The organism is Cellulosimicrobium sp. NPDC057127, assembly GCF_042670945.1.
In the GTDB taxonomy this organism is placed as follows: Bacteria; Actinomycetota; Actinomycetes; order Actinomycetales; family Cellulomonadaceae; genus Cellulosimicrobium.
Map to the genome: position 1 here is coordinate 15316 of NZ_JBHUUP010000012.1, position 20562 is coordinate 35877.

General features: G+C 75.6%; 19 protein-coding genes. 8 read left to right on the forward strand and 11 right to left on the reverse strand.

Features of this window, described 5'->3' with window-relative positions; genetic code table 11:
• Window positions 1-267 precede the first annotated feature (267 nt).
• The 5 genes from ACFTZA_RS12665 to ACFTZA_RS12685 all read left to right on the forward strand — a co-directional run bounded on the left by ACFTZA_RS12665 (window position 268) and on the right by ACFTZA_RS12685 (window position 7617).
• Window positions 268-1797 (forward strand): cytochrome ubiquinol oxidase subunit I, encoded by a 1530-nt coding sequence (locus ACFTZA_RS12665; RefSeq protein WP_378195128.1) that lies wholly within the window; start codon window positions 268-270, stop codon window positions 1795-1797.
• A 45-nt stretch (window positions 1798-1842) separates the two neighbouring features.
• Window positions 1843-2967 carry a cytochrome d ubiquinol oxidase subunit II gene (gene cydB, locus ACFTZA_RS12670; protein WP_378195131.1) on the forward strand — a complete coding sequence of 375 codons (1125 nt, stop codon included), beginning with the start codon at window positions 1843-1845 and terminating at the stop codon, window positions 2965-2967.
• Entirely contained in the window at window positions 2964-4721 is a 1758-nt protein-coding gene (gene cydD, locus ACFTZA_RS12675) for a thiol reductant ABC exporter subunit CydD (protein ID WP_378195134.1), read from the forward strand. The genes cydB and cydD overlap by 4 nt, the downstream gene beginning before the upstream one ends.
• On the forward strand, window positions 4718-6601 hold the full coding sequence (cydC, locus tag ACFTZA_RS12680) for a thiol reductant ABC exporter subunit CydC (RefSeq protein ID WP_378195138.1): 1884 nt from the start codon (window positions 4718-4720) through the stop codon (window positions 6599-6601). Before cydD ends, cydC begins: the two co-directional genes overlap by 4 nt.
• Before the next feature lie 74 nt (window positions 6602-6675).
• The gene (locus ACFTZA_RS12685; RefSeq protein WP_378195401.1) at window positions 6676-7617 is read left to right on the forward strand and encodes a phosphoglycerate dehydrogenase; all 942 of its coding nucleotides are present in this window, start codon (window positions 6676-6678) and stop codon (window positions 7615-7617) included.
• A 21-nt stretch (window positions 7618-7638) separates the two neighbouring features.
• On the opposite strand, the gene mutM is transcribed toward ACFTZA_RS12685, so the two are convergent.
• The 9 genes from mutM to ACFTZA_RS12730 form a co-directional block, all read right to left on the reverse strand.
• The gene (gene mutM, locus ACFTZA_RS12690) at window positions 7639-8586 is read right to left on the reverse strand and encodes a bifunctional DNA-formamidopyrimidine glycosylase/DNA-(apurinic or apyrimidinic site) lyase (protein ID WP_378195141.1); all 948 of its coding nucleotides are present in this window, start codon (window positions 8584-8586) and stop codon (window positions 7639-7641) included.
• Complete coding sequence (rnc, locus tag ACFTZA_RS12695) at window positions 8579-9319, reverse strand: ribonuclease III (protein WP_378195144.1); 741 nt, start codon at window positions 9317-9319, stop codon at window positions 8579-8581. The genes mutM and rnc overlap by 8 nt, the downstream gene beginning before the upstream one ends.
• A gap of 5 nt (window positions 9320-9324) precedes the next feature.
• Window positions 9325-9519 carry a 50S ribosomal protein L32 gene (gene rpmF, locus ACFTZA_RS12700; protein WP_069387572.1) on the reverse strand — a complete coding sequence of 65 codons (195 nt, stop codon included), beginning with the start codon at window positions 9517-9519 and terminating at the stop codon, window positions 9325-9327.
• A 2-nt stretch (window positions 9520-9521) separates the two neighbouring features.
• Complete coding sequence (locus tag ACFTZA_RS12705; RefSeq protein WP_378195404.1) at window positions 9522-10118, reverse strand: YceD family protein; 597 nt, start codon at window positions 10116-10118, stop codon at window positions 9522-9524.
• A 165-nt stretch (window positions 10119-10283) separates the two neighbouring features.
• Complete coding sequence (locus ACFTZA_RS12710; RefSeq protein WP_378195147.1) at window positions 10284-10874, reverse strand: hypothetical protein; 591 nt, start codon at window positions 10872-10874, stop codon at window positions 10284-10286.
• A 34-nt stretch (window positions 10875-10908) separates the two neighbouring features.
• On the reverse strand, window positions 10909-11400 hold the full coding sequence (gene coaD / locus ACFTZA_RS12715) for a pantetheine-phosphate adenylyltransferase (protein WP_378195150.1): 492 nt from the start codon (window positions 11398-11400) through the stop codon (window positions 10909-10911).
• A gap of 48 nt (window positions 11401-11448) precedes the next feature.
• Window positions 11449-12054, reverse strand: a complete 606-nt coding sequence (gene rsmD, locus ACFTZA_RS12720) for a 16S rRNA (guanine(966)-N(2))-methyltransferase RsmD (RefSeq protein WP_378195153.1) — start codon at window positions 12052-12054, stop codon at window positions 11449-11451.
• Window positions 12055-12123: 69 nt separating this feature from the next.
• Window positions 12124-14457 carry an ATP-dependent DNA helicase RecG gene (locus tag ACFTZA_RS12725; RefSeq protein WP_378195155.1) on the reverse strand — a complete coding sequence of 778 codons (2334 nt, stop codon included), beginning with the start codon at window positions 14455-14457 and terminating at the stop codon, window positions 12124-12126.
• Window positions 14454-16379 carry a DAK2 domain-containing protein gene (locus ACFTZA_RS12730; RefSeq protein ID WP_378195158.1) on the reverse strand — a complete coding sequence of 642 codons (1926 nt, stop codon included), beginning with the start codon at window positions 16377-16379 and terminating at the stop codon, window positions 14454-14456. Before ACFTZA_RS12730 ends, ACFTZA_RS12725 begins: the two co-directional genes overlap by 4 nt.
• A gap of 262 nt (window positions 16380-16641) precedes the next feature.
• Here ACFTZA_RS12730 and rpmB point away from each other — a divergent pair, with 262 nt between their 5' ends.
• A complete protein-coding gene (rpmB, locus tag ACFTZA_RS12735) occupies window positions 16642-16833 on the forward strand; it encodes a 50S ribosomal protein L28 (RefSeq protein WP_378195161.1) in 192 nt (63 codons plus the stop codon).
• 157 nt (window positions 16834-16990) lie between these two features.
• Window positions 16991-17506, forward strand: coding sequence for a GNAT family N-acetyltransferase (locus tag ACFTZA_RS12740; RefSeq protein ID WP_378195164.1), 516 nt, complete (start codon window positions 16991-16993; stop codon window positions 17504-17506).
• An 18-nt stretch (window positions 17507-17524) separates the two neighbouring features.
• Here ACFTZA_RS12740 and ACFTZA_RS12745 read toward each other — a convergent pair whose 3' ends face one another.
• Complete coding sequence (locus ACFTZA_RS12745; RefSeq protein ID WP_378195167.1) at window positions 17525-18517, reverse strand: thiamine-phosphate kinase; 993 nt, start codon at window positions 18515-18517, stop codon at window positions 17525-17527.
• 108 nt (window positions 18518-18625) lie between these two features.
• Here ACFTZA_RS12745 and ACFTZA_RS12750 point away from each other — a divergent pair, with 108 nt between their 5' ends.
• Entirely contained in the window at window positions 18626-19171 is a 546-nt protein-coding gene (locus ACFTZA_RS12750; protein ID WP_378195170.1) for a DUF3515 family protein, read from the forward strand.
• Between the two features lie 51 nt (window positions 19172-19222).
• On the opposite strand, the gene ACFTZA_RS12755 is transcribed toward ACFTZA_RS12750, so the two are convergent.
• Window positions 19223-20389 carry a D-alanine--D-alanine ligase family protein gene (locus ACFTZA_RS12755; protein WP_378195173.1) on the reverse strand — a complete coding sequence of 389 codons (1167 nt, stop codon included), beginning with the start codon at window positions 20387-20389 and terminating at the stop codon, window positions 19223-19225.
• Between the last annotated feature and the right edge of the window lie 173 nt (window positions 20390-20562).

Consider the following 20562-nt stretch of genomic DNA (forward strand, 5'->3'; position numbering starts at 1 on the left):
GGTGCCCTCCCGGCCCGCCCAGTATCGCACAGGGGTGACGACCGGCTCCTCCGACACGCACCGGTCGCAGGGCCGCCCGTCCCGGGGGTGCGGGACCTTCGTCCCGCACCCTTGTGAACATGGTCACAAGGCGCGCGTTTTCAGCACTTTCCGTCATCTTGCAGGTCCTCGATGGTGCAGATTGGAGCTACCACCGGAACCGGACGGGCACCTCGCCGACCCACCCCGGTGCTCCGCCCCGACCCGCCGTTCTCCCCTGGAGCGCACGTGGAAGCCCTCGACCTCGCCCGGTGGCAGTTCGCCATCACCACCGTCTACCACTTCATCTTCGTGCCGCTCACGATCGGCCTCTCGCCCCTGGTCGCCATCATGCAGACGGCCTGGGTCCGCACCGGCAACGAGCGCTGGCTGCGGCTGACGAAGTTCTTCGGCAAGCTGCTCCTCATCAACTTCGCCCTCGGCGTCGTGACCGGCATCGTGCAGGAGTTCCAGTTCGGCATGAACTGGAGCGAGTACTCGCGCTTCGTCGGCGACGTCTTCGGCGCGCCGCTCGCGATGGAGGCGCTCGCCGCCTTCTTCGTCGAGTCGACGTTCCTGGGCCTGTGGATCTTCGGCTGGGACCGGCTGAACAAGAAGGTGCACCTCGCGTGCATCTGGGCGGTCGCGCTGGCGACGAACCTGTCGGCGTTCTTCATCCTCGCGGCGAACTCGTGGATGCAGCACCCGGTCGGGGCGATCTACAACCCGGAGACGGGCCGCGCCGAGATGAACGACATCTGGGCCGTGCTCACGAACAACACGCTGCTCGCCGCGTTCCCCCACCAGATCACCGCGACGATGCTCACCGCGGGCACGTTCGTCACCGGCATCGCCGCGTGGTGGATGGTCCGGCTGGTGCGGACGCGCACGGCCGAGAACGTGGAGCTCGCGCGGGACGTGTACCGGCCGGCCGTGCTCCTCGGCGTCGTCGCGATGCTGGTGGGCGGCCTCGGCGTCGGGATCTCCGGCGACATCCAGGGCAAGATCATGTACGAGCAGCAGCCCGGCAAGATGTCGTCCGCGGAGGCGCTGTGCGAGGGCGAGGAGGGCGCCGCGTTCTCGATCCTCACCATCGGCGACCTGTCGAACTCGTGCGAGAACGTGCGGCACCTCATCGAGATCCCGGGCCTCGCGTCCTACCTCGGCACCGGCCACTTCTCCGGCCCCGAGAGCTACCTGCCCGGCGTCGAGGACGTCCAGGAGCAGATGACCGAGCGCTTCGGCGACACCACCGCGGCCGGCGACCCGGTGACGTACACGCCGAACCTCGCGATCACGTACTGGTCGTTCCGCCTCATGATCGGCATGGCCGCCGGGTCGGTGCTGCTCGCGCTCATGGCGCTCTGGCTGACCCGCAAGGGGCGCGTCACGGACAACGTGTGGTTCGCCCGTGTCGGGCTGATCGCGATCCCCATGCCCTTCCTCGCGAACTCGTTCGGCTGGATCTTCACGGAGGTCGGGCGTCAGCCCTGGGTGGTCGCGCCCAACCCCACCGGTATCGACCAGATCCGCCTCCTCACCGAGCGCGGCGTCTCGACCGCGGTCAGCCCCGGGATGGTGCTCACGTCCATGATCGTCTTCACGCTCGTCTACGGGGCGCTCGCCGCCGTGTGGTTCCTGCTCATCCGGCGCTACACGGTCGAGGGCGTGCCGCTGTCGGTGCGCGACGAGTCGCCCGAGGCGCAGCGTCGCGACGACGACGGGGACGGCGACGACTCGTCCGACTCCGTCGACCGACCCCTGTCCTTCGCGTACTGACGCGACCACGACACCCGACTCGCTGACACGCAAGGAGCACCCGCCGTGGATCTCGCCGTCGTCTGGTTCCTGCTCATCGCCGTCCTGTGGACGGGCTACCTCGTGCTCGAGGGCTTCGACTTCGGGGTGGGCATGCTCGTGTCCCTCCTCCCCCGGGGCGACAAGGAGCACCGCGAGAAGGAGCGCCGCGTCCTCATCAACACCATCGGACCCGTGTGGGACGGGAACGAGGTGTGGCTGCTCACCGCCGGCGGCGCGACGTTCGCCGCCTTCCCCGAGTGGTACGCGACCCTGTTCTCGGGCTTCTACCTGCCGCTGCTGATGATCCTCGTCGCGCTGATCGTGCGCGGCGTCGCGTTCGAGTACCGCGGCAAGATCGCCGACGCGGGCTGGGCCCGGCGCTGCGACCTGGCCATCCAGGTCGGCTCCTGGGTCCCGGCGATCCTGTGGGGCGTCGCCTTCGCGAACCTCGTGCGCGGCGTGCAGCTCGACGCGGACCACCAGTTCGTCGGCGGGTTCTTCTCGCTCCTGTCGCCGTTCGCGCTGCTCGGCGGCCTGGTCACGCTCAGCCTCTTCCTGCTGCACGGCTCCGTCTTCGTCGCGCTCAAGACCGACGGCGAGATCCGCCACCGCGCACGCCGCTTCGCGGCCGGGTTCGGCCTCGCCGCGCTGGTGCTCGCGGGAGGCTGGGCCGTCTGGGCGCAGCTCGCGTACTCCGTCGCGTGGACGTGGCTCGCGGTGCTCGCCGCCGCGGGCGGCCTCGTCACGACGCTCGTCGCCAACCGGCGCGGCCGCGAGGGCCGGGCGTTCACGTGGTCCGCGGTGACGATCGTCGCGGCCGTCGTGCTGATCTTCGGCTCGATGTTCCCCGACGTCATGCCGGCGACCGACCCGGCGAACTCGCTCACCGTCCACAACGCGTCGTCGACGGACTACACGCTCACCGTCATGACCTGGGTCGCCCTCGTGCTCACGCCGCTCGTCGTCGCCTACCAGGCGTGGACGTACTGGGTGTTCCGCCGCCGCCTGTCGACGCACGACATCCCGGCCCCTGCCGGACTGTCCCTGCGGAAGGTGCGCGAGGCCGCGTTCGGCGGGGCCTCGTCGGGCGGCGCGGCGGGTCGCGGGCTGACCTCGGCCGGGACGCCTGACGAGGCACCCCGCACGTGAAGCCGCTCGACCCTCGCCTCCTTCGCCAGGCGCGCGCCGCGCGCGGGTACGTCGCGCTCACGGCGGCTCTGGGCTTCCTCACGGCAGCCCTCGTCGTCGCACAGGCGATCCTGCTCGCGGCGGTGCTGGCCCCCGCCGTGCAGGGCACGGCGTCCCTGGACGACGTCGCCCGCCCGCTCGGTCTCCTCGCGGCCGTGGTCGTGGCCCGGGCGGCGACGTCGTGGGCGCAGGAGCGCTTCGCCCTGCGGGCCGCGACCCGCACCGTCGCCGAGCTGCGGGAGCAGGTCGTGGCCCACGCCGCGGCGCTCGGGCCGCGGTGGCTCGCGAGCGGGCGCGGCCCGGAGGTCGCGACGCTCGCGACGCGAGGGCTGGACGCGCTCGAGCCGTACCTCGTGCGGTACCTGCCCCAGCTCCTGCTCGCCGCGACGGTCACGCCCGCCGCGCTCGCGTTGGTGCTGGGCCTGGACTGGGTGTCCGCCGTCGTGATCGCCGTGACGATCCCCCTCGTCCCGCTGTTCATGGTACTCGTCGGCCAGCTCACGCAAGGGACCTCGGAGCGCCGGCTCGTCGTCATGCAGCGCCTCGGGGCGCAGGTGCTCGACCTGCTGGCGGGGCTGCCCACCCTCCTCGCGCTCGGCCGCGCCCGCGGGCCGGAACGACGCGTGCGCGCGCTGGGCGACGCCAACCGGCGCGCGACGATGGGGACGCTGCGCGTCGCGTTCCTCTCCGGCATGGTCCTCGAGCTCCTCACCACGCTGTCCGTCGCGGTCGTCGCCGTGGGCGTCGGGCTCCGGCTCGTGCACGGCGGCATGGACCTCGAGCCCGCGATCGCGGTGCTCGTCCTCGCCCCGGAGGTCTACCTGCCGCTGCGGCAGGTCGGCACCCACTTCCACGCCTCCACCGACGGGATCGCCGCGGCTCACCAGGCGTTCGCCGTGCTCGACGAGCCCGCGCCCGAGACGGGGCGCCGTCCCGCGCCCCGCCTCGCCGGCTCGACCCTCACGCTCGCGGGCGTCGGCGTGCGCGCCGGCGAGCGCGACGTCCTGGCACCCGCGGGCCTCGACCTCGTCCTGCGCGTCGGCGACGGCTCCCCGGGCCGCGGCGGCGACGCGGCACGCGTGCCCGGCGGCCGCGTCGTCGCGCTCACCGGGACGAGCGGCGCCGGCAAGACCACGGCCACGCTCGTCCTGCTCGGGCTCGTGCGCCCCGACCACGGCACCGTCACCTGGACGTCGTCCGACGGCGTGCGCGTGCCGCTCGACGAGATCGACCCCACGACCTACTGGCCGCAGGTCGCCTGGCTCCCCCAGCGCCCGACCCTGCCGCCCGGGACGCTGCGCGAGGCCGTCACGGACGGCCGTGACGTCGACGAGACCACCCTCGCCCGCGCCTCCGCGACCGCCGGGCTCGACGACGTCGTGGCAGGGCTCCCGCACGGCTGGGACACCCCGGTCGGCCGCGGGGGGACGGGGCTGAGCGTGGGCCAGCGCCAGCGCGCCGCCCTCGCCGCGGCCCTGCTCGGCGACCCGGCCCGCACGCCGCTCGTCGTGCTCGACGAGCCGACCGCCCACCTCGACGCCCGCGGTGAGCAGGTCGTGCTCGACGCCGTGCGCACGTGGCGCGACCAGGGCCGCACCGTGGTCGTCGTCGCGCACCGCACCTCGCTCGTCCGCGCGGCCGACGAGGTCGTCGACGTCGCCGCGGCCGGCACGGCCGACGCGCTCACGGTCCACCGGACGGAGGCCGCCGCATGAGCCTGGTCCCCCGCCCGCTCGCCGACCGGCTCCACGCCGACCCGCTGTGGCAGGCCGTACGGCTGCTCGACGTGCGGCGCCGCCGCGTCGTCACCGCCGTGGTCCTCGGCACGCTCGCGCTCGGCTCCTCCGTGGCGCTCGCGGCCGTCGCCGCGTGGCTCGTCGCCCGCGCGTCCCAGATGCCCCCGGTGCTCACGCTGTCGGTCGCGGTCGTCGCGGTGCGGGCGTTCGGCATCTCCCGCGGCGTGTTCCGCTACCTCGAACGGCTCGCGTCGCACGACGTCGCCCTGCGCGGCATGGCGGCCCTGCGCGCGAACCTCTACGCCGCGCTCGCCGGCGGGTCGGCGGGGTCCGTCGCCCGCCTGCGCCGCGGGGACCTGCTGGCGCGTGTCGGCGCGGACGTCGACGACGTCGGGGACGTCGTCGTGCGCGCGTTCGTCCCCGCAGGCGTCGCGCTCGCCGTGTCGGCCGGCTCGGTGGCGCTCGTCGCCGCCTTCCTGCCCGCCGCGGGCGTGACGCTGGCGCTGTGCCTCGTGCTCGCCGCGGTCGTCGCGCCGTGGCTGTCGGCACGCTCGGCACGGCAGGTCGAGGCGCGCGGCGCCGCCGCCCGGGCGGCGATGACCACGACCACGCTCGAGATCCTCGAGGCCTCCGGGGCGCTCGCGGTGTCCGGGCGCCTCGGCGGACGTCTCGACGACCTGCGCGCGGCCGACCGCGACCTCGCGCGCACCACCGACGACGGCGCCCGCACGGCCGGGGTCGCCGCCGGGATCGCCGCCGCGGCCGTCGGGCTCGCCGTGCTCGCGGCGCTGCTGCTCGGCGTCCCCGCCGTCGTTGCCGGGACCCTGACGCCGGAGGAGCTGTCCGTCGTCGTGCTCACTCCCCTCGCGGTGTTCGAGGCGGCGAACGCGCTGCCGGGTGCGGCCGTGCAGCTCCACCGCTCCCGACAGGCGGCCGCGCGCGTCATGGACCTGCTCGACGTGTCAGCACCAGCCAGCACCACGGCATCCCGTCGCGCTGACACGTCGGGCCAGGCGCTCCCCGTGTCAGCACCTCCTGCCGCCGGGGCGCGTCGTGGCGCTGACACGACGCTGGCGCTCGACGACGTCGCGGCCTCGTGGCCAGGCCGCGACCACGCCGTCGTCGCCGGTGTCGGCCTCGCCCTGCGACCGGGCCGGGCCGTCGCCCTCGTCGGCCCGTCCGGCGTGGGCAAGACGACGCTCCTCGCCACCGCCGCGGGCCTGCTGCCGCCCCTCGCCGGGCGGGCGACGCTCGACGACGCCGACGTCGCGGCGCTCCCCCGCGAGGACGCCGCGCGCGGGGTCGTGCTGGTCGCCGAGGACGGCCACGTGTTCCACACGACCGTGCTCGAGAACCTGCGCGTCGCCCGTGGTGACGTGACCGAGGCCGACGCGGAGTCGGCCCTGCGGGAGGTCGGCCTGGGGGCCTGGCTCGACGCGCTGCCCGACGGCCTCGCCACGGCGCTCGGCCCGGACGGCACCGACGTGTCGGGCGGCGAGCGCCGCCGGCTCCTCGTCGCCCGTGCGCTGCTCGCGCCCGCTCCGCTGCTGCTCGTCGACGAACCGGCCGAGCACCTCGACGGCGCGACCGCCGACGCGCTCGTGCGCCACCTCGTCGCGACGACGCGCAGCGCCGGGACGGACGGCGCGACGGCGCACGGCGGCGTCCCGCGCGGCGTCGTCCTCGCGACGCACCGCCTCAGCGCCCTGGAGGCCGTCGACGAGGTGCTGCTGCTCGGGCGTCCCGACGACGAGCCGGACGGCACGGCACGGGTCGTCGCGCGAGGCACGCACGCCGAGCTCCTGGCCCTGCCCGCCTACCGCTGGGCGCTCGAGCAGGAGGCCCCGACGGTGCGCTGACCGTCGCCGGGTGGGTGCCCGGCACCGCTGGTACGTTCGCCGGGCCCGCACTCCCCGACGCGCTGGAGAACGCCGTGAAGATCCTCGTCCCCGACACCTTCGCCCTCGACGTGCACCCGGCACCGGAGGACGAGGTCGTGGGGTACGACCCGACGGCCCCCCTCCCGGCCGAGGTGCTCGACGCCGAGGTGCTCGTCGCCTGGGCGAGCACGGCCGACAACCTCGTCGACGCCGCCCGGCGCCTCGAGCGTCTGCGCTGGGTCCAGACCCTCGCCGCGGGGCCCGACGCGGTGCTCGCCGCCGGCTTCGCGCCCGACGTCACGATCACGTCGGGGCGGTCGCTGCACGACGGCCCGGTCGCCGAGCACACGCTCGCGCTCCTGCTCGCCGTCGTGCGCCACCTCGACGAGCTCGGCGCCGCGCAGCGCGAGCACCGGTGGGACACGCGGCACACCGTCGCGCAGGCCGACCCGGCCACGGCGCGCCGTTACACGCTCGACGGCGCCCACGTCGTGGTGTGGGGGTTCGGGTCGATCGCGGCCCGGCTGGCGCCGCTGCTGACCGCCCTCGGCGCACGCGTGACGGGCGTGGCGAGCAGCCGCGGCGAGCGCCACGGCTACCCCGTCGTGACCGACGAGGACCTGGCGGACGTGCTGCCGACCGCGGACGTCCTCGTCTCGCTCCTGCCCGCCACGGACGCGACCCGGCACGCGTTCGACGCCGCACGGATCGACCAGCTGCCCGACCACGCGGTGTTCGTCAACGTCGGCCGCGGCGCGACCGTCGACGAGGACGCGCTCGTCGCCGCCCTGCGGGAGGGCCGGCTCGGCGCGGCAGCCCTCGACGTCACCGAGACCGAGCCCCTGCCCGCCGGGTCGCCCCTGTGGGACGCGCCGCGGCTCGTCCTCACCCCGCACGCGGCGGGCAACCGTCCGCAGGGGGCGTCGCAGCTCGTGCAGGAGAACCTCGAGAACCTGCGCGCCGGCCGGCCGCTGCGCAACGTCGTCGAGCGCTGACGGGACGGACCCGCCGCCGGGTCACCACCGCCCGTTGCGAGGGCGCGGCTGGCACCGGGGGCACGTGTACGCCGAGCGGTTCATGAACTCGTCGCGCCGCACGGGCGTGCCGCAGCGCGGGCACGGCTCCCCCTCCTGCCCGTACACGGCGAGCGAGCGCGAGAAGTACCCCGACTGGCCGTTGACGTTGACGTAGAGCGCGTCGAAGCTCGTGCCGCCCTGGACGAGCGCCTCGCTCATGACCTCCGCGGCGGCGTCGAGCAGCCGGTGCGCCTCAGGCCGGCGCAGGGTGTCGGTCGCGCGCGCGTAGTGCAGGCGGGCGCGCCACAGCGCCTCGTCGGCGTAGATGTTCCCGACGCCGGACACGACGGTCTGGTCGAGCAGCGCCCGCTTCACGCCCGTGCGACGACGGCGGACGGCCGCGACGACGTCGTCACGGCGCAGCGCCGGGTCGAGCAGGTCGCGCGCGATGTGCGCGACCGGCTCCGGGACCGCGGCGAGCTCGGTGCCGAGACCTCCCGGGGCGCCGTCGGGCGTGGGGACGAGGTCCTGGACCGACAGGTGACCGAACGTGCGCTGGTCGACGAAGTCGAGCGCGAGCGCGTCGCCGCCGCCCTCGGGCTCGAGGAGCAGGCGCACGCGCAGGTGCGGCGACCGGACGGCGAGACCGTCCTCCGAGCGCACGAGGAGCTGTCCCGACATGCCGAGGTGCGCGAGCAGCGCGGCCGCGGGCCGCTCGTCCGGCGCCCCGTACGCGCTGGTGGGCCTGAGCGGCAGCCAGAGGAACTTGCCCCGGCGGACCGCCGCGTCGAGCCGCTGGCCGACGAGCTGGTCGCGGAACCCGGCCGGTCCGCCGTCGTGGCGGCGGACGCTGTAGTCGCGCAGCACCTCGACGTCCGTCACCACGCCGCCGAGCACGTGCCGCGCGAGTCCGTCGCGGACGGTCTCGACCTCGGGGAGCTCAGGCACCCGCGGGCTCGGTCGTCTCGTCGGTGGCCGCGGCCCGCTGGGCCTGCTCGACGGCGATCGCGCGGTACGCCCGCTCGGCCGCCTCCTGCTCGGCGTACTTCTTCGCCGTCCCGCTGCCCGTGCCGTACAGGCGACCGTCGAGGTGCACGTACGACGTGAACACGCGCGCGTGGTCCGGCCCGACCGCGTCGCTCGAGTACGCGGGCGCGCTCATCCCCGCGGCGGCCGCGGCCTCCTGCAGGGACGTCTTCCAGTCCAGCCCGGCGCCCAGGTCCGCGGCGGCGGCCAGCCGAGGCTCGACGAGGCGTAGCACCAGCTCGCGCGCAGGCTCGAGCCCGTGGCTCAGGTAGACGGCACCGATCAGCGCCTCCACCGTGTCGGACAGGATGGAGTCCTTGTCGTTGCCGCGCGTGCGGATCTCGCCCTTGCCGAGCAGCACGAACCGCCCGAGGTCGAGGGCCCGCGCGATGATGGCGAGCGACTTCTGCGACACCGTCGCGGCCCGCATCTTGGCGAGCTCGCCCTCGGACAGGTCCGGGTGACGCCGGTACAGCGTCTCGGTCACCACGAGTCCGAGCACGGTGTCACCGAGGAACTCGAGACGCTCGTTCGTCGGGATGCCGCCGTTCTCGTGCGCGAACGACCGGTGCGTGAGCGCAAGCACGAGAAGCTCGGGATCCAGCTGGACCCCGAGCTTCTCGAGCAGACCGGTTGCCGGTGCAGCCGGTGCCACGCGCCTCAGCCTGCGTGCTCGGAGCGCAGCGCCTCGGCGTACTGGCGGCCCTTGTAGGTGCCGCACGTCGGGCACGCCGCGTGCGACAGCTTGTCGCCCTTGCACTGCGGGCAGGTGGTGAGGTTCGCGGCGGTCGTCTTCCACTGCGAACGACGCGCACGGGTGTTGCTGCGCGACATCTTGCGCTTCGGAACAGCCACGGCTAGCTCTCTTTCGTCTCGTCGGACACGTTCGAGGTGTCGAACATGCTCTCCAGCGCCGACCACCTGGGGTCGGCAAGTTCGTGTGCGTGCCCCGGGTCGTCCGCGAGACGGACGCCGCACTCGGAGCAGAGGCCCGGGCAGTCCGGTCGGCACACCGGACTGAATGGTAGTGCAGTCACCACCGAATCCCGTAGCGCGGGCTCGATGTCGGCGAGGTCGCCGTCGAGCTCGTAGACGTCCTCGGCGTCCTCGAGGTCGTCCCCCGAGTCCTCCGCGGCCTGCGCGCGCTCCGCGTAGGAGAACAGCACGGCCAGGTCGACACGGACCGGCTGCGTCACCTCGTCGAGGCACCGCACGCACTCGCCGACCGCGCGCCCGGAGACCGAGCCCGAGACGAGCACGCCCTCCATCACGGCCTCGAGACGCAGGTCGAGCTCGAGCTCGCTGCCCTCGGGGATGCCGATGACCGCGGTGCCCAGGTCGGCCGGTGCCGCCACCGTCCGCTCGACGGGGCGCATGCTGCCGGGTCGCCGACCGAGCTCGTGCGTGTCCAGCACGAGCGGCGACGTCTTCTCGGTGGCGATGGCGCGCTCCAGGGTCGGCTCCCGCACGGGCGGGAGGTCTCGCGGACGGTTCTCGGGGAAGGTCGGCGGTCGGGCCGCCGGGCACGGGTCGGCAGCGAGAGGCGCCGAGCCCAAAGAACGATCCTACGGCACGCGGAGCGCTCGGGGCGAACGACGCCGGACCGGTACCGCCCGGCTCTAGCGGGAGCCCCGCTCCGGCCCGCGCGGCGCCATCGTGCTCGGGAACGGTGACGGTCCGGACGGGGCCGTGCCGCCGAGCCGCCCCGCGAGCTTGGCCCGGCCGGCCTGGACCTGGGCGAGCACCTTGCCGAGGTCGACCTCGAAGTCGGCGAGCTGACGGTCGCAGTAGTCGTCCGCGTCGCGGCGCAGACCCTCTGCGGTCCGCTCGGCCTCGTCGACGATCTCGTGCGCGCGCGACTGCGCCTGCACCACGACCTGCTCCGTCTGCACGAGCTCGAGGGCGCGGGCGCGGGCCGTCGCCAAGGTCTCGTCCGCCTGGCGCTGCGCGTCCTCGAGGACGGCGTCCGCCTCGGCCAGGACCTCGTCCGCGTGCGCGAGCTGCTCCGGGAGCGCGGAGCGCAGCTCGTCCACGAGCGCCAGCGCGTCCCCCCGGTGCACGAGCACCGACGACGACATCGGCATGGCCCGGGCGTTCTCCAGCAGGGCCGCGAGGTCGTCGAGGATCGCGTGGAGCCCCGCGTGGGCCGCCTCCGCCTCCGGCCGGCCCCCGCCGTCGAACCGGTCCCGCACGCCACCCTGCTCGGTCATCCGCCCTGCCCTCTCCGTCGTGCTCATCCGTCGCTCACCGCCCGCCGCTCGCGAGCGCCGCCCGTACCGCGTCCCCCACGCCCGGCGGGACGAGGTCGTCCACCGGCCCGCCGTGCCCCGCGATGTCCTTGACGAGCGACGAGGCGACGTGGAGCAGCGCGGCGTCCCCCGCGACGAAGACGGTCTCGACCGACCCGAGATGGCGGTTCATGAGCGCCATGGGCAGCTCCGCGTCGAAGTCCGCACCGCCGCGCAGCCCCTTGACGACCGCCGCCGCACCGACCTCGCGGCAGAAGTCGACGAGCAGACCGGGGACGACCTCGACCCGCACACCGTCCAGGCCCGCGTGCTCGACCGCCGCCCGGGCGAGACGCACCCGCTCGTCCACGTCCAGGAGGGCCCGCTTCGACGCGTTGCGCGCGACCCCGACGACGACCTCGTCGAACAGCGCGCGGGCACGCACGACGATGTCGAGGTGGCCCAGGGTGATCGGGTCGAACGACCCGGGACAGACGGCTGTGGTCACCTCGTCACGGTAGTACACGGGCCGCGGCGGGGCCCGGAGGCGTGCCGGTCAGGCGGTGCCGTCGTCGGCCGCTGGCGGACCCGCGAACCAGACCGCCGTCTCGCCGTACGTCCGGCTCGCGAGCAGCTCCCAGCCGACGGGCCAGGCGGGCTCGGGGGTGCGGGCGGAGCGCTCGACCACCACGACGGCCGACGGGTCGAGCACGCCCGGTGCGGCCAGGCGGTCGAGCACGCGCTCGAGCGCCTCGGCGCCGAGGTCGTACGGCGGGTCGAGGAAGACGAGGTGGAAGGGCCCGCCGGCCCGCTGCGCGGACGCGCCCGCCTCGGACGCCGCCGCCGTGACGAACGCCTCGGCGGACTGCGCGACGACGCGCACGTCCGGGAGCCCCAGGACGGCCACGTTGCGCCGCGCGACGTCGGCCGCGACACGGGCCGAGTCGACGAGCGTGACCGTCCGCGCGCCGCGGCTCGCCGCCTCGAGGCCGAGCGCTCCGGACCCCGCGTACAGGTCGAGGACGCGGGCGTCGTCCACCACGCCCAGGTGCTCGAGGCGCGAGAAGACCGCCTCCCGCACGCGGTCGCTCGTCGGTCGCGTCCCCCGCGGCGGGACCTGGATGGTGCGCCCGCCCACGGTCCCCGCCACGATCCTCGTCACGCGCCCCAGGGTAGCCAGCCACGGCACCCGTGCCGGACACCGCTCGGCACGTGCCGCGCCACCGGCAGGTCAGGCGCGCTCGAGGAACTCCTCGCGCTCCGGGTCGAGCTGCTCGTGGATGGCGCGGTCGAGCGCCGGGTGGTCGGTCAGGTCCGGGTCCTCGGCGACGACCGCCGCCGCGTCGGCGCGCGCCGTCGCGATGACGTCCGCGTCCTTGACGACGCGCAGGAGCCGCAGCGAGCTCGCACGGCCGGACTGCGCCGCGCCCAGCACGTCGCCCTCGCTGCGCAGCTCGAGGTCGACCGTCGCGAGCTCGAACCCGTCGGTCGTCCGCGCGAGCGTCTCCACGCGGGTCGCCGCGGGCGTGCCCGGCTGGGCCGTCGAGACGAGCAGGCACAGGCCGGGGGCGCTCCCGCGCCCGACCCGTCCCCGGAGCTGGTGGAGCTGGGAGATGCCGAAGCGGTCGGCGTCGTGCACGACCATGACGGTCGCCTCGGGCACGTCCACCCCGACCTCCACGACCGTGGTCGACACGAGCACCTGGACCTCGCCCGAGGCGAAGGCGGCCATCACGGCGTCCTTGTCCGCCGGAGGCATCTGGCCGTGCAGCGCCCCGACCGACACCCCCGCCAGCCGCGGGTGGGCCCGCAGCTCCTCGGCGACCTCCAGCACGGCACGCAGGGGCGCCGGTGCGTCGGAGGCCCCGTCCGCCGCGTCCTCCAGGAGGAAGTCGGGCACGTCGTCGAAGTCGTCGGCACCCGCGGCACCCGCGCGCGACGCGCCGTCGCCCGGCTCGTCGGGGTGGATCCGCGCGCACACCACGTACGCCCGGTGCCCGGCGTCGACCTCCTCGCGCACCCGCGCCCACGTGCGGTCCGTCCAGGCGGCGTTGCCGGCCGGGACGACGTGCGTCGTGATGCCCGACCGCCCCGCGGGGACCTCGGTGAGCGACGACGTCTCGAGGTCGCCGAACACCGTCATCGCGACGGTGCGCGGGATGGGCGTCGCCGTCATGACGAGCAGGTGCGGGCTGGTGCGCGCCTTGGCCCGCAGGGCGTCGCGCTGCTCGACGCCGAACCGGTGCTGCTCGTCGACGACGACGAGCCCGAGGTCGGCGAACTGCACGTTCTCGGACAGCAGCGCGTGCGTGCCCACGACGATCCCCGCCGCTCCGCTCGCGGCGTCCAGCAGCGCCTCCTTGCGCGCCGTCGCGCCGAGCGAGCCCGTGAGGAGCGCGACGCGCGTGCCGTGCTCCGCACCGCCGAGGAACCCGTCCTCGGCGAGCGGACCGAGGAGCGCGCGCAGCGTGCGGGCGTGCTGCGCGGCGAGCACCTCGGTCGGGGCGAGCAGCGCGGCCTGCCCGCCGGCGTCGACCACCTGGAGCATCGCGCGCAGCGCCACGACCGTCTTGCCGGAGCCGACCTCGCCCTGCAGGAGCCGCTGCATGGGCCGCGAGCGCGCGAGGTCCGCCGCGACCTCCTCGCCGACCTCGCGCTGCCCGCGCGTGAGCGTGAACGGCAGGGCCGCGTCGAAGTCGGCGAGGATCCCGGGCTCCCCAGGCGCGCGCGGCGGGCGTGCCGTCGCCGGCTCCGCCGCGGCCCGCGCCCTGCGCTGCGCGAGGGCCGCCTGCAGGACGAACGCCTCCTCGTAGCGCAGCCGGTCCCGTCCGCGCTGCCACTGCGCCTCGTCGTACGGCTCGTGGACGTCGCGCAGCGCCTCGAGCCGCGTGCCGAACCCGTGCTGCTCGCGCACGGTGCCGGGCACCGGGTCCGGCACGTCCTCCTCGCGCAGCGGGTCGAGCACCGTGCGCACCGCGGGCTGGATCTTCCAGCTCGGGATGCTGGCGCTCGCCGGGTAGATGGGGATGGGACGGCTCGCCTCGAGCACGGCGCTCTCCGCGTCCTCCGCGTCGTCGTCCATGCCGATGATGCGGTAGTCCGGGTGCGTGAGCTGGCGGGTGCCGCGGTAGAACCCGACGACGCCGGTGAAGAGCCCGAGCCGCCCGGGCGACAGCCGCTGCTCGTGGTAGCGCAGCGCGTTCGGGCTCTTGGCGAAGAACGTCAGCGACAGCTGCTGCGGGCCGTCGGTGACGATGGCCTCGAGGATCGCGCCAGGTCGGTTGCGCATGCGCCGCACGGTCGCGCTGCGCACCTGCGCGACGATCGTCACGTGCTCGCCGAGGGCGAGGCCGGCGAGGTCCGTGAGCGTGCCCGGGTCGCCGTACCGGCGCGGGTAGTGACGCAGCAGGTCGCCCACGGTGCGCAGGCCGAGCTTGGCGAGCGGGTTGGCGCTGCGCGTACCGAGCGCCCTGGTCAACGGCTCCGCCAGGCGGTCGGTGGCCCGGCCGGTCGCCGGGTCCGTCGTGGGGCCGTCGGCCGGACCGGTCGTCGGGCTGGTGGTCATCGGGTCGTCTCCGTCCGGTCGGGTCCGGCGTCGGCGGGCGGTTCGGCACCGAACGTCACGCCCGCACCGGTCCGCCCCGAGCGGAGCAGGACGGGCTCGGCCCCGTGCTCGGCCGCCCGGGCGGCCACCGCCTCCAGGAGCCCGGGGTCGACGTCGTTGTCGGCGAGCACGGTCAGCACCTCGGCCGGCCCGGCGAGCACCCCGGCGAGCGCCTGCGAGACGGCGTCCGGGAGGGCGCCGTGCGCCGTCGTCCAGACGCCCGGGACCGCGGCCCGCGCGACGCGCACGTGCGTCGTGGCCGCCCGCGCGGACGCGACCCGCCCAGGGCCGGCGGCCTCGACGAGCTGGCTCGCGGCGAGCGCGGCGACCACGTGCAGGTCCGTCGGCGCGTCGAGCACGTCGAGCTGCTCGACGCCGTCCTCGCGGACCGCGTCCCGCAGCGTGCCGACGGTCGCGGGGTCGAGCGCGTCGCCGGGCAGCACGAGCACGTGGCGCCTGCCCGCGTCCACGACGGCCCGGTGCAGCGCCGGCACGTCCGTCTCGGCGCCGGGCTCGCGTAGGAGCACGACGGCGTCCGCGCGCGCGAGGTCGGCGACGAGGCCCGGGGCCGTCGTCACGGCGACGACGCCGACCGGTGCGCCGGGCGGCTCCCCGGTCGGCGCGGCGACGGCACCTGCGGACGGGTCCGCCTCGACCTCGGGCGCGGGTCCGTCGTGCCGCACGAGGTGGCGCACGCGCACCTGGCGCAGCGCGGCACCGGGGACGTCCGCGAGCGCGGACCGGCCCACGGCCACGGCGGCCACCGGGTCGTCGGTGTGCACGTGGGCCTGCCACAGAGCACCGTGCGCACCACCGTGGGCGCCGCGCTCGACGGCGGGCGGCGGCGCCGTGTCCGCCTCGGCCGTGAGCTCTCCCCCGACCACGACGACCGAGTCGCCGACCTCCCCCAGCCCGGCGCGCAGGCGTACCGCGAGGTCCGGCACGGCGTCGACGGCCGCCGCGCGCGCACCGTCCGCGGGTGCCGAGGTCGCGTCGACGACGAACATCACCTCGAACGCTCCTCCTCCGTCGTCCGGGCCCGACCGCGTGCCGCCCGGGGGTGCCGCGGTGTCCGCGGGAGTCGGCCTCGCGTCCGGGGCAGGGTCCGTGGTGGACATGATGGCGAGCACCTCCGACACTCCCGCGGGCGGCGCGACCGCGGCGGCGCCCTGCCCCTGGGGCCCCTCGGGCCCGTCGGGCCCGTCGGCGAGCGTGCCGCCGACCGCCGCACGCAGGGCGTCCAGGAGCACGGTCAGGCCGAGCGCACCGGCGTCGAGCACGTCGGCGCGGGCGAGGACGTCGAGCTCCCCGCGGCTGCGCAGCGCCGCGGCGAGGGCGCCGTCTCGGGCGGCCGCGACCACGCGCACGGCCCCCGCCGCGCCGCGGGAGGTGTCCGGACCCGCCGTCCCGTCGGCGTCCTCGTCCATCAGCGCGTCGGCGGCGGCCCGTGCCGCGGCGTCGGCGGCCGTGAGGATCGTCCCGCCGACCGGTCGGGCGACGGCACGGCGGGCGGTGCGCGCCGCGGACGCGAGCCCGTCGGCCAGCGCGGGCGCGGCGACGGTGGGGTGGGCGGCCAGCGCGACGGCGAGCCCGCGCAGGTACTCGCTGAGGATGACGCCGGAGTTGCCGCGCGCCCCCACGAGCGCCCCGCGGGCCAGGCGCACGAGCATCTGCCCGGCACCGGCGTCCCCGCCCTCGTCGTCGGGCAGGCCGCGCGCGCCGTCCAGGAACGTCAGGTACATGTTCGTGCCGGTGTCGGCGTCGGGGACCGGGAAGACGTTTACGCGGTCGAGCGCCCGGCGGACCGCCCCGAGCGAGCGCACGCCCTCACGTGCCCACGCCGCGACGGCGGGGCCGTCGAGCACCCCGGTGGCACGGCTCACGTCGGTCGGTCTCCTCGCTGACGGGGACGGCGCGCCGCCCGGCGGGCGACGGCAACACCGTAGTCTGCGACGGCTCGCGCACCTCGCCCCGCCCGGGTGCAGGGGACCTCACTTGAGCCGACGCCGCCCGATCGGCTACTCTGACGAGGTTGCCCGGATGTTCGGCGTGCCTGCTGCCGCACGGACCACCGGGCGAGACACCCTCAGACCACCTCATACGTCGCCGCTGCGTGCGCGACGTGCACGACGATCAGGAGAAACCGTGGCTGCCAACTGCGACGTCTGCGGCAAGGGCCCGGGCTTCGGGCACAGCGTCTCGCACTCCCACATCCGCACGAAGCGTCGCTGGAACCCGAACATCCAGCGCATCCGCGCCGTGGTGGCCGGCACGCCCAAGCGCCTCAACGTGTGCACCTCGTGCCTCAAGGCCGGCAAGGTCACGCGCCCGGCCTGAGCCAGCGCGAACCCGCCTTCCCCACAGCGCCCGTCGGCATCGCCGGCGGGCGCTGTGGCGTCTCCGGGCACGCGCCCGTCGCCCGCGGATACGGAGATTCCCTGAAGCACGGACAAACCGGTTTGGCGGAACCGGTGGCCGGTGGCAGGCTTTGCCCATGGTGACGGAACTGAGCGAGGTAACGATCCGCCCTGCCGGTCCCGCTGACGCGAGCGCCATCGCGGCGGTGCACGTCGCGTCCTGGCGCGGCGCGTACGCCGGCATCGTGCCCGACGAGTACCTCGCCTCGCTCGACGTCGACCAGCGCGAGAAGCACTGGGTGGAGAGCCTGTCGCGGCCCGGGGCGCGGACCTGGCTCGCCGACGCCGACGGCCGCACCATCGGGTTCGCGACGATCGGCCCGTGCCGCGACGAGGACGCGGAGCCCGGCGACCTCGAGATCTACGCGATCTACCTCGATCCGGAGACGTGGGGCCGAGGGGTGGCCCGCGACCTCATGCGCACGATGCTCGCCGACGTCCCGCCGGGCGTGACGGTGACGCTGTGGGTGCTGGCCGACGCGGAGCGGGCCCTGCGGTTCTACCGCCGCCACGGCTTCTCGCCCGACGGTGTCGAGCGGCGCGACGACATCGGCGGCAAGGACCTCACGATGGTCCGCTTCCGCCGCAGCTGAGCCGGCGCCGAGGGCGGGCTACTCGCCGAAGTGGTCCCAGCCCGTCGCCCGGTGGCGCGGAGGCGCACCGTCGACGCTCACGCCCGGTGCGCCGTCGACCTCGCCCACCGTGCCGATCGCCCGGAACGGTGCCGGGAGGGGGTGCCCGGCGGGGAAGGTCGCGAGCAGGGCGTGGTCCTCTCCCCCGGTCAGCACCCAGCCGTCCGCGACGACGTCCGCCTCTCGCGGTCCGTCGCCTGCCACGACGCGTGCCGCGTCGGCGAGCGCGCGCCGGTCGTCGGCGAGCGCCCCGCTCGCCAGGTCGACCCGCACGCCGCTCGCCCGAGCGATGCGCCCGGCGTCCCGCAGGAGGCCGTCCGAGACGTCCATCATGGCCGTCGCGCCCGCGTCCGCGGCGAGCGGACCGGCCCGCAAGGGAGGGTCGGGGCGCAGGTAGGCGTCGGTGAGCTCCGGCTGGGGCCGACCGAGCTCGAGCAGCGCGAGCCCCGCCGCGGAGCGGCCGAGGGTGCCGGCGAGCGCGACGACGTCGCCGGCCCGCGCGCCGGAGCGCAGCACCGGGGCGCGCCCCTCCAGGTCGCCGTGGACGGTGACGGCGACGACCACCTGATCCCCGCCCGACAGGTCGCCGCCCACGACGGCCGCCCCGACCGGCGTGCACGCGGCGGCGAGTCCGCGCGCCAGGCCGGTGACCCAGTCGACGGGCAGGTCGCCCGGCATGACGAGGGAGACGACGAGCGCGGTGGGACGCGACCCCATGGACACGACGTCGGCGAGGTTCTGCACGGCGGCGCGCCACCCCACGTCGTACCCGGACGACCACGCCCGGCGGAAGTGCCGGTCCTCGACGAGCACGTCCGTGGACACCACGTACCGGCCGTCGGGCGCGGCGACCACGGCGCAGTCGTCACCGGGTCCCACGATCGTCGTGGGTGCGGCGGGCAGGAGGGGGAAGATCCGCGCGAGGAGCGCCTCCTCGGGCACGTCGCGGACCAGCAGGGGCGTCTCGCTCACCCGGTCACCCTAGTGCCGTCACGAGCGCCGTCACGAGTGCCGTCGCGCGGCGCCGCGGGGCGGCGGGCACGTGCCCGGACTCCGTCGTGGGGCGACTACGGTGGTCGCGTGCCCGACGTCCTGCACCACCCTCCCGCTCCCGCTCACCGCCCCCGGCGACGCCGAGGTGCGCGCACGCTCGTCGCCGTGCTCGCCGTGGGCGCGGCCGGAGCGACCGCGGGGTGCGCACCGCGCATCGGCGTCCCCGTCGCGGACGACGCGGCGGACCCGCTGTGCGCCGAGGTGGTGCTCGCGCTGCCCGAGTCGCTCGGCGAGGACCTGCCGAAGGTGGGCACGACGAGCCAGGCCACCGCCGCGTGGGGAGCGCCCGGCGCCGCGGTGACCCTGCGCTGCGGCGTGGAGGTCCCCGGTCCGACGACGGACCTGTGCCAGAGCGTGGGCACCGGCTCGGGCACCGTGGACTGGCTCGTCGTCGAGGACGGCGAGGGCACGTGGACGTTCACGACCTACGGGCGCGACCCGGCCGTCCAGGTCGTCGTGCCGCCCGCGGTGAGCGCGAACCACTCGACGTCGTTCGTCGCCGACCTGGGGCCCGCGGTGCAGACGGTGCCGCAGACGCGTCGGTGCCTGGACGTGGCCGATCTCCCGGGCTGAGGCCTCCCCCCGCCGCGCCCGCGCGGCACCCCGGCCCGTGCGGCGGACGGGTCAGCGCAGGCCGGTGGGGCGCTCGAGCGCGAGGGCGATGAGCTCGTCGATGAGGTCGGGGTAGCTCAGGCCGGACTTCTCCCACATGCGCGGGTACATGGAGAACGGCGTGAAGCCGGGCATGGTGTTGATCTCGTTGACGACGACCTGGCCGTCGTCCGTGACGAAGACGTCGACGCGCGAGAGCCCCTCGGCCCCGACGGCCTCGAACGTGCGGACCGCCACGTCGCGGACCTCCTCGACGAGCTCGGCCGGCAGGTCCGCCGGGCAGGAGAGCTCGACACCGGCCTCGTCGAGATACTTCGCCTGGAAGTCGTAGAAGGCGTGGTCGGCGCCCGTGACCACGATCTCGCCCGGCAACGAGGCGCGCGGACGCTCCCCGCCACGGCCGCCCAGCACGGCGCACTCGATCTCGCGCCCGACGATGCCCGCCTCCACGACCACCTTCGGGTCGTGGCGCTGCGCCTCCGCGACGGCGGCGGGCAGGTCGGCGAGGTCGTCGACCTTCGAGATGCCGAGGCTCGAACCGGCACGCGCGGGCTTGACGAACACGGGCAGGCCCAGGCCCGCGACCGTCTCCGTCCACGCCTGCGGGTTGCGCTCGAACTCCCCGGGGCGGATCACGGTGTACGGCCCGACGGGCAGCCCCTGACCGGCGAGCACGAGCTTCATGAAGTGCTTGTCCATGCCGACGGCCGACGCGAGCACGCCGGCGCCCACGTACCGCACGTCGGCGAGCTCCAGCAGGCCCTGCACCGTGCCGTCCTCGCCGTACGGGCCGTGCAGGAGGGGGAAGACGACGTCGACCTCGCCGAGCTCGCGAGGGATCTCGCCGGGCGCGAGGACGCGCATGCCACGCTGGTCCGTCGCGAGCGGCAGCACGACCTCCTCGCCCGTGGGCTCGACCTGCGGGAGCCGTCCGTCGGCGATCTGCCAGCGCTCCGGGTCGTCCTCGGCGAGCACCCACTCACCGGCCGGCGTGATCCCCACGGGGACCACCTCGTACCGGGAGCGGTCGATCGCGCGCAGCACCCCGGCGGCGGTCGCGGCCGAGATGGCGTGCTCGCCCGAACGGCCCCCGAACAGCAGCAGGACGCGGGGCTTGCGGGACGGGGTGTCGGCGGCCGGAGCGGGCTCGGCGCCGCGCGGCGTGGGCTGGCTGGACATCGCGGACGACCCTACCGGACACCCGCGGGAACGAATCGCGGTCTCCGGGCGTTGACCCGCGCGTGGAAGAGATGACTCTCGAGGCCCCCGCGGCCGACGACCCCGACCATAGTCCCGGCCGCACCGGCCCCGGCCTCACGACGACGCGACACCGCGTCCGTGACGACCGAGGG

Coding starts and splice junctions, on each gene's coding strand:
- cydC (WP_378195138.1), top strand. CDS start 4,718: ATGAGCCTGGTCCCCCGCCCGCTCGCCGACCGGCTCCACGCCGACCCG.
- ACFTZA_RS12710 (WP_378195147.1), bottom strand. CDS start 10,874: ATGACCGAGCAGGGTGGCGTGCGGGACCGGTTCGACGGCGGGGGCCGG.
- ACFTZA_RS12725 (WP_378195155.1), bottom strand. CDS start 14,457: ATGACCACCAGCCCGACGACCGGTCCGGCCGACGGCCCCACGACGGAC.
- ACFTZA_RS12740 (WP_378195164.1), top strand. CDS start 16,991: ATGGTGACGGAACTGAGCGAGGTAACGATCCGCCCTGCCGGTCCCGCT.
- ACFTZA_RS12755 (WP_378195173.1), bottom strand. CDS start 20,389: ATGTCCAGCCAGCCCACGCCGCGCGGCGCCGAGCCCGCTCCGGCCGCC.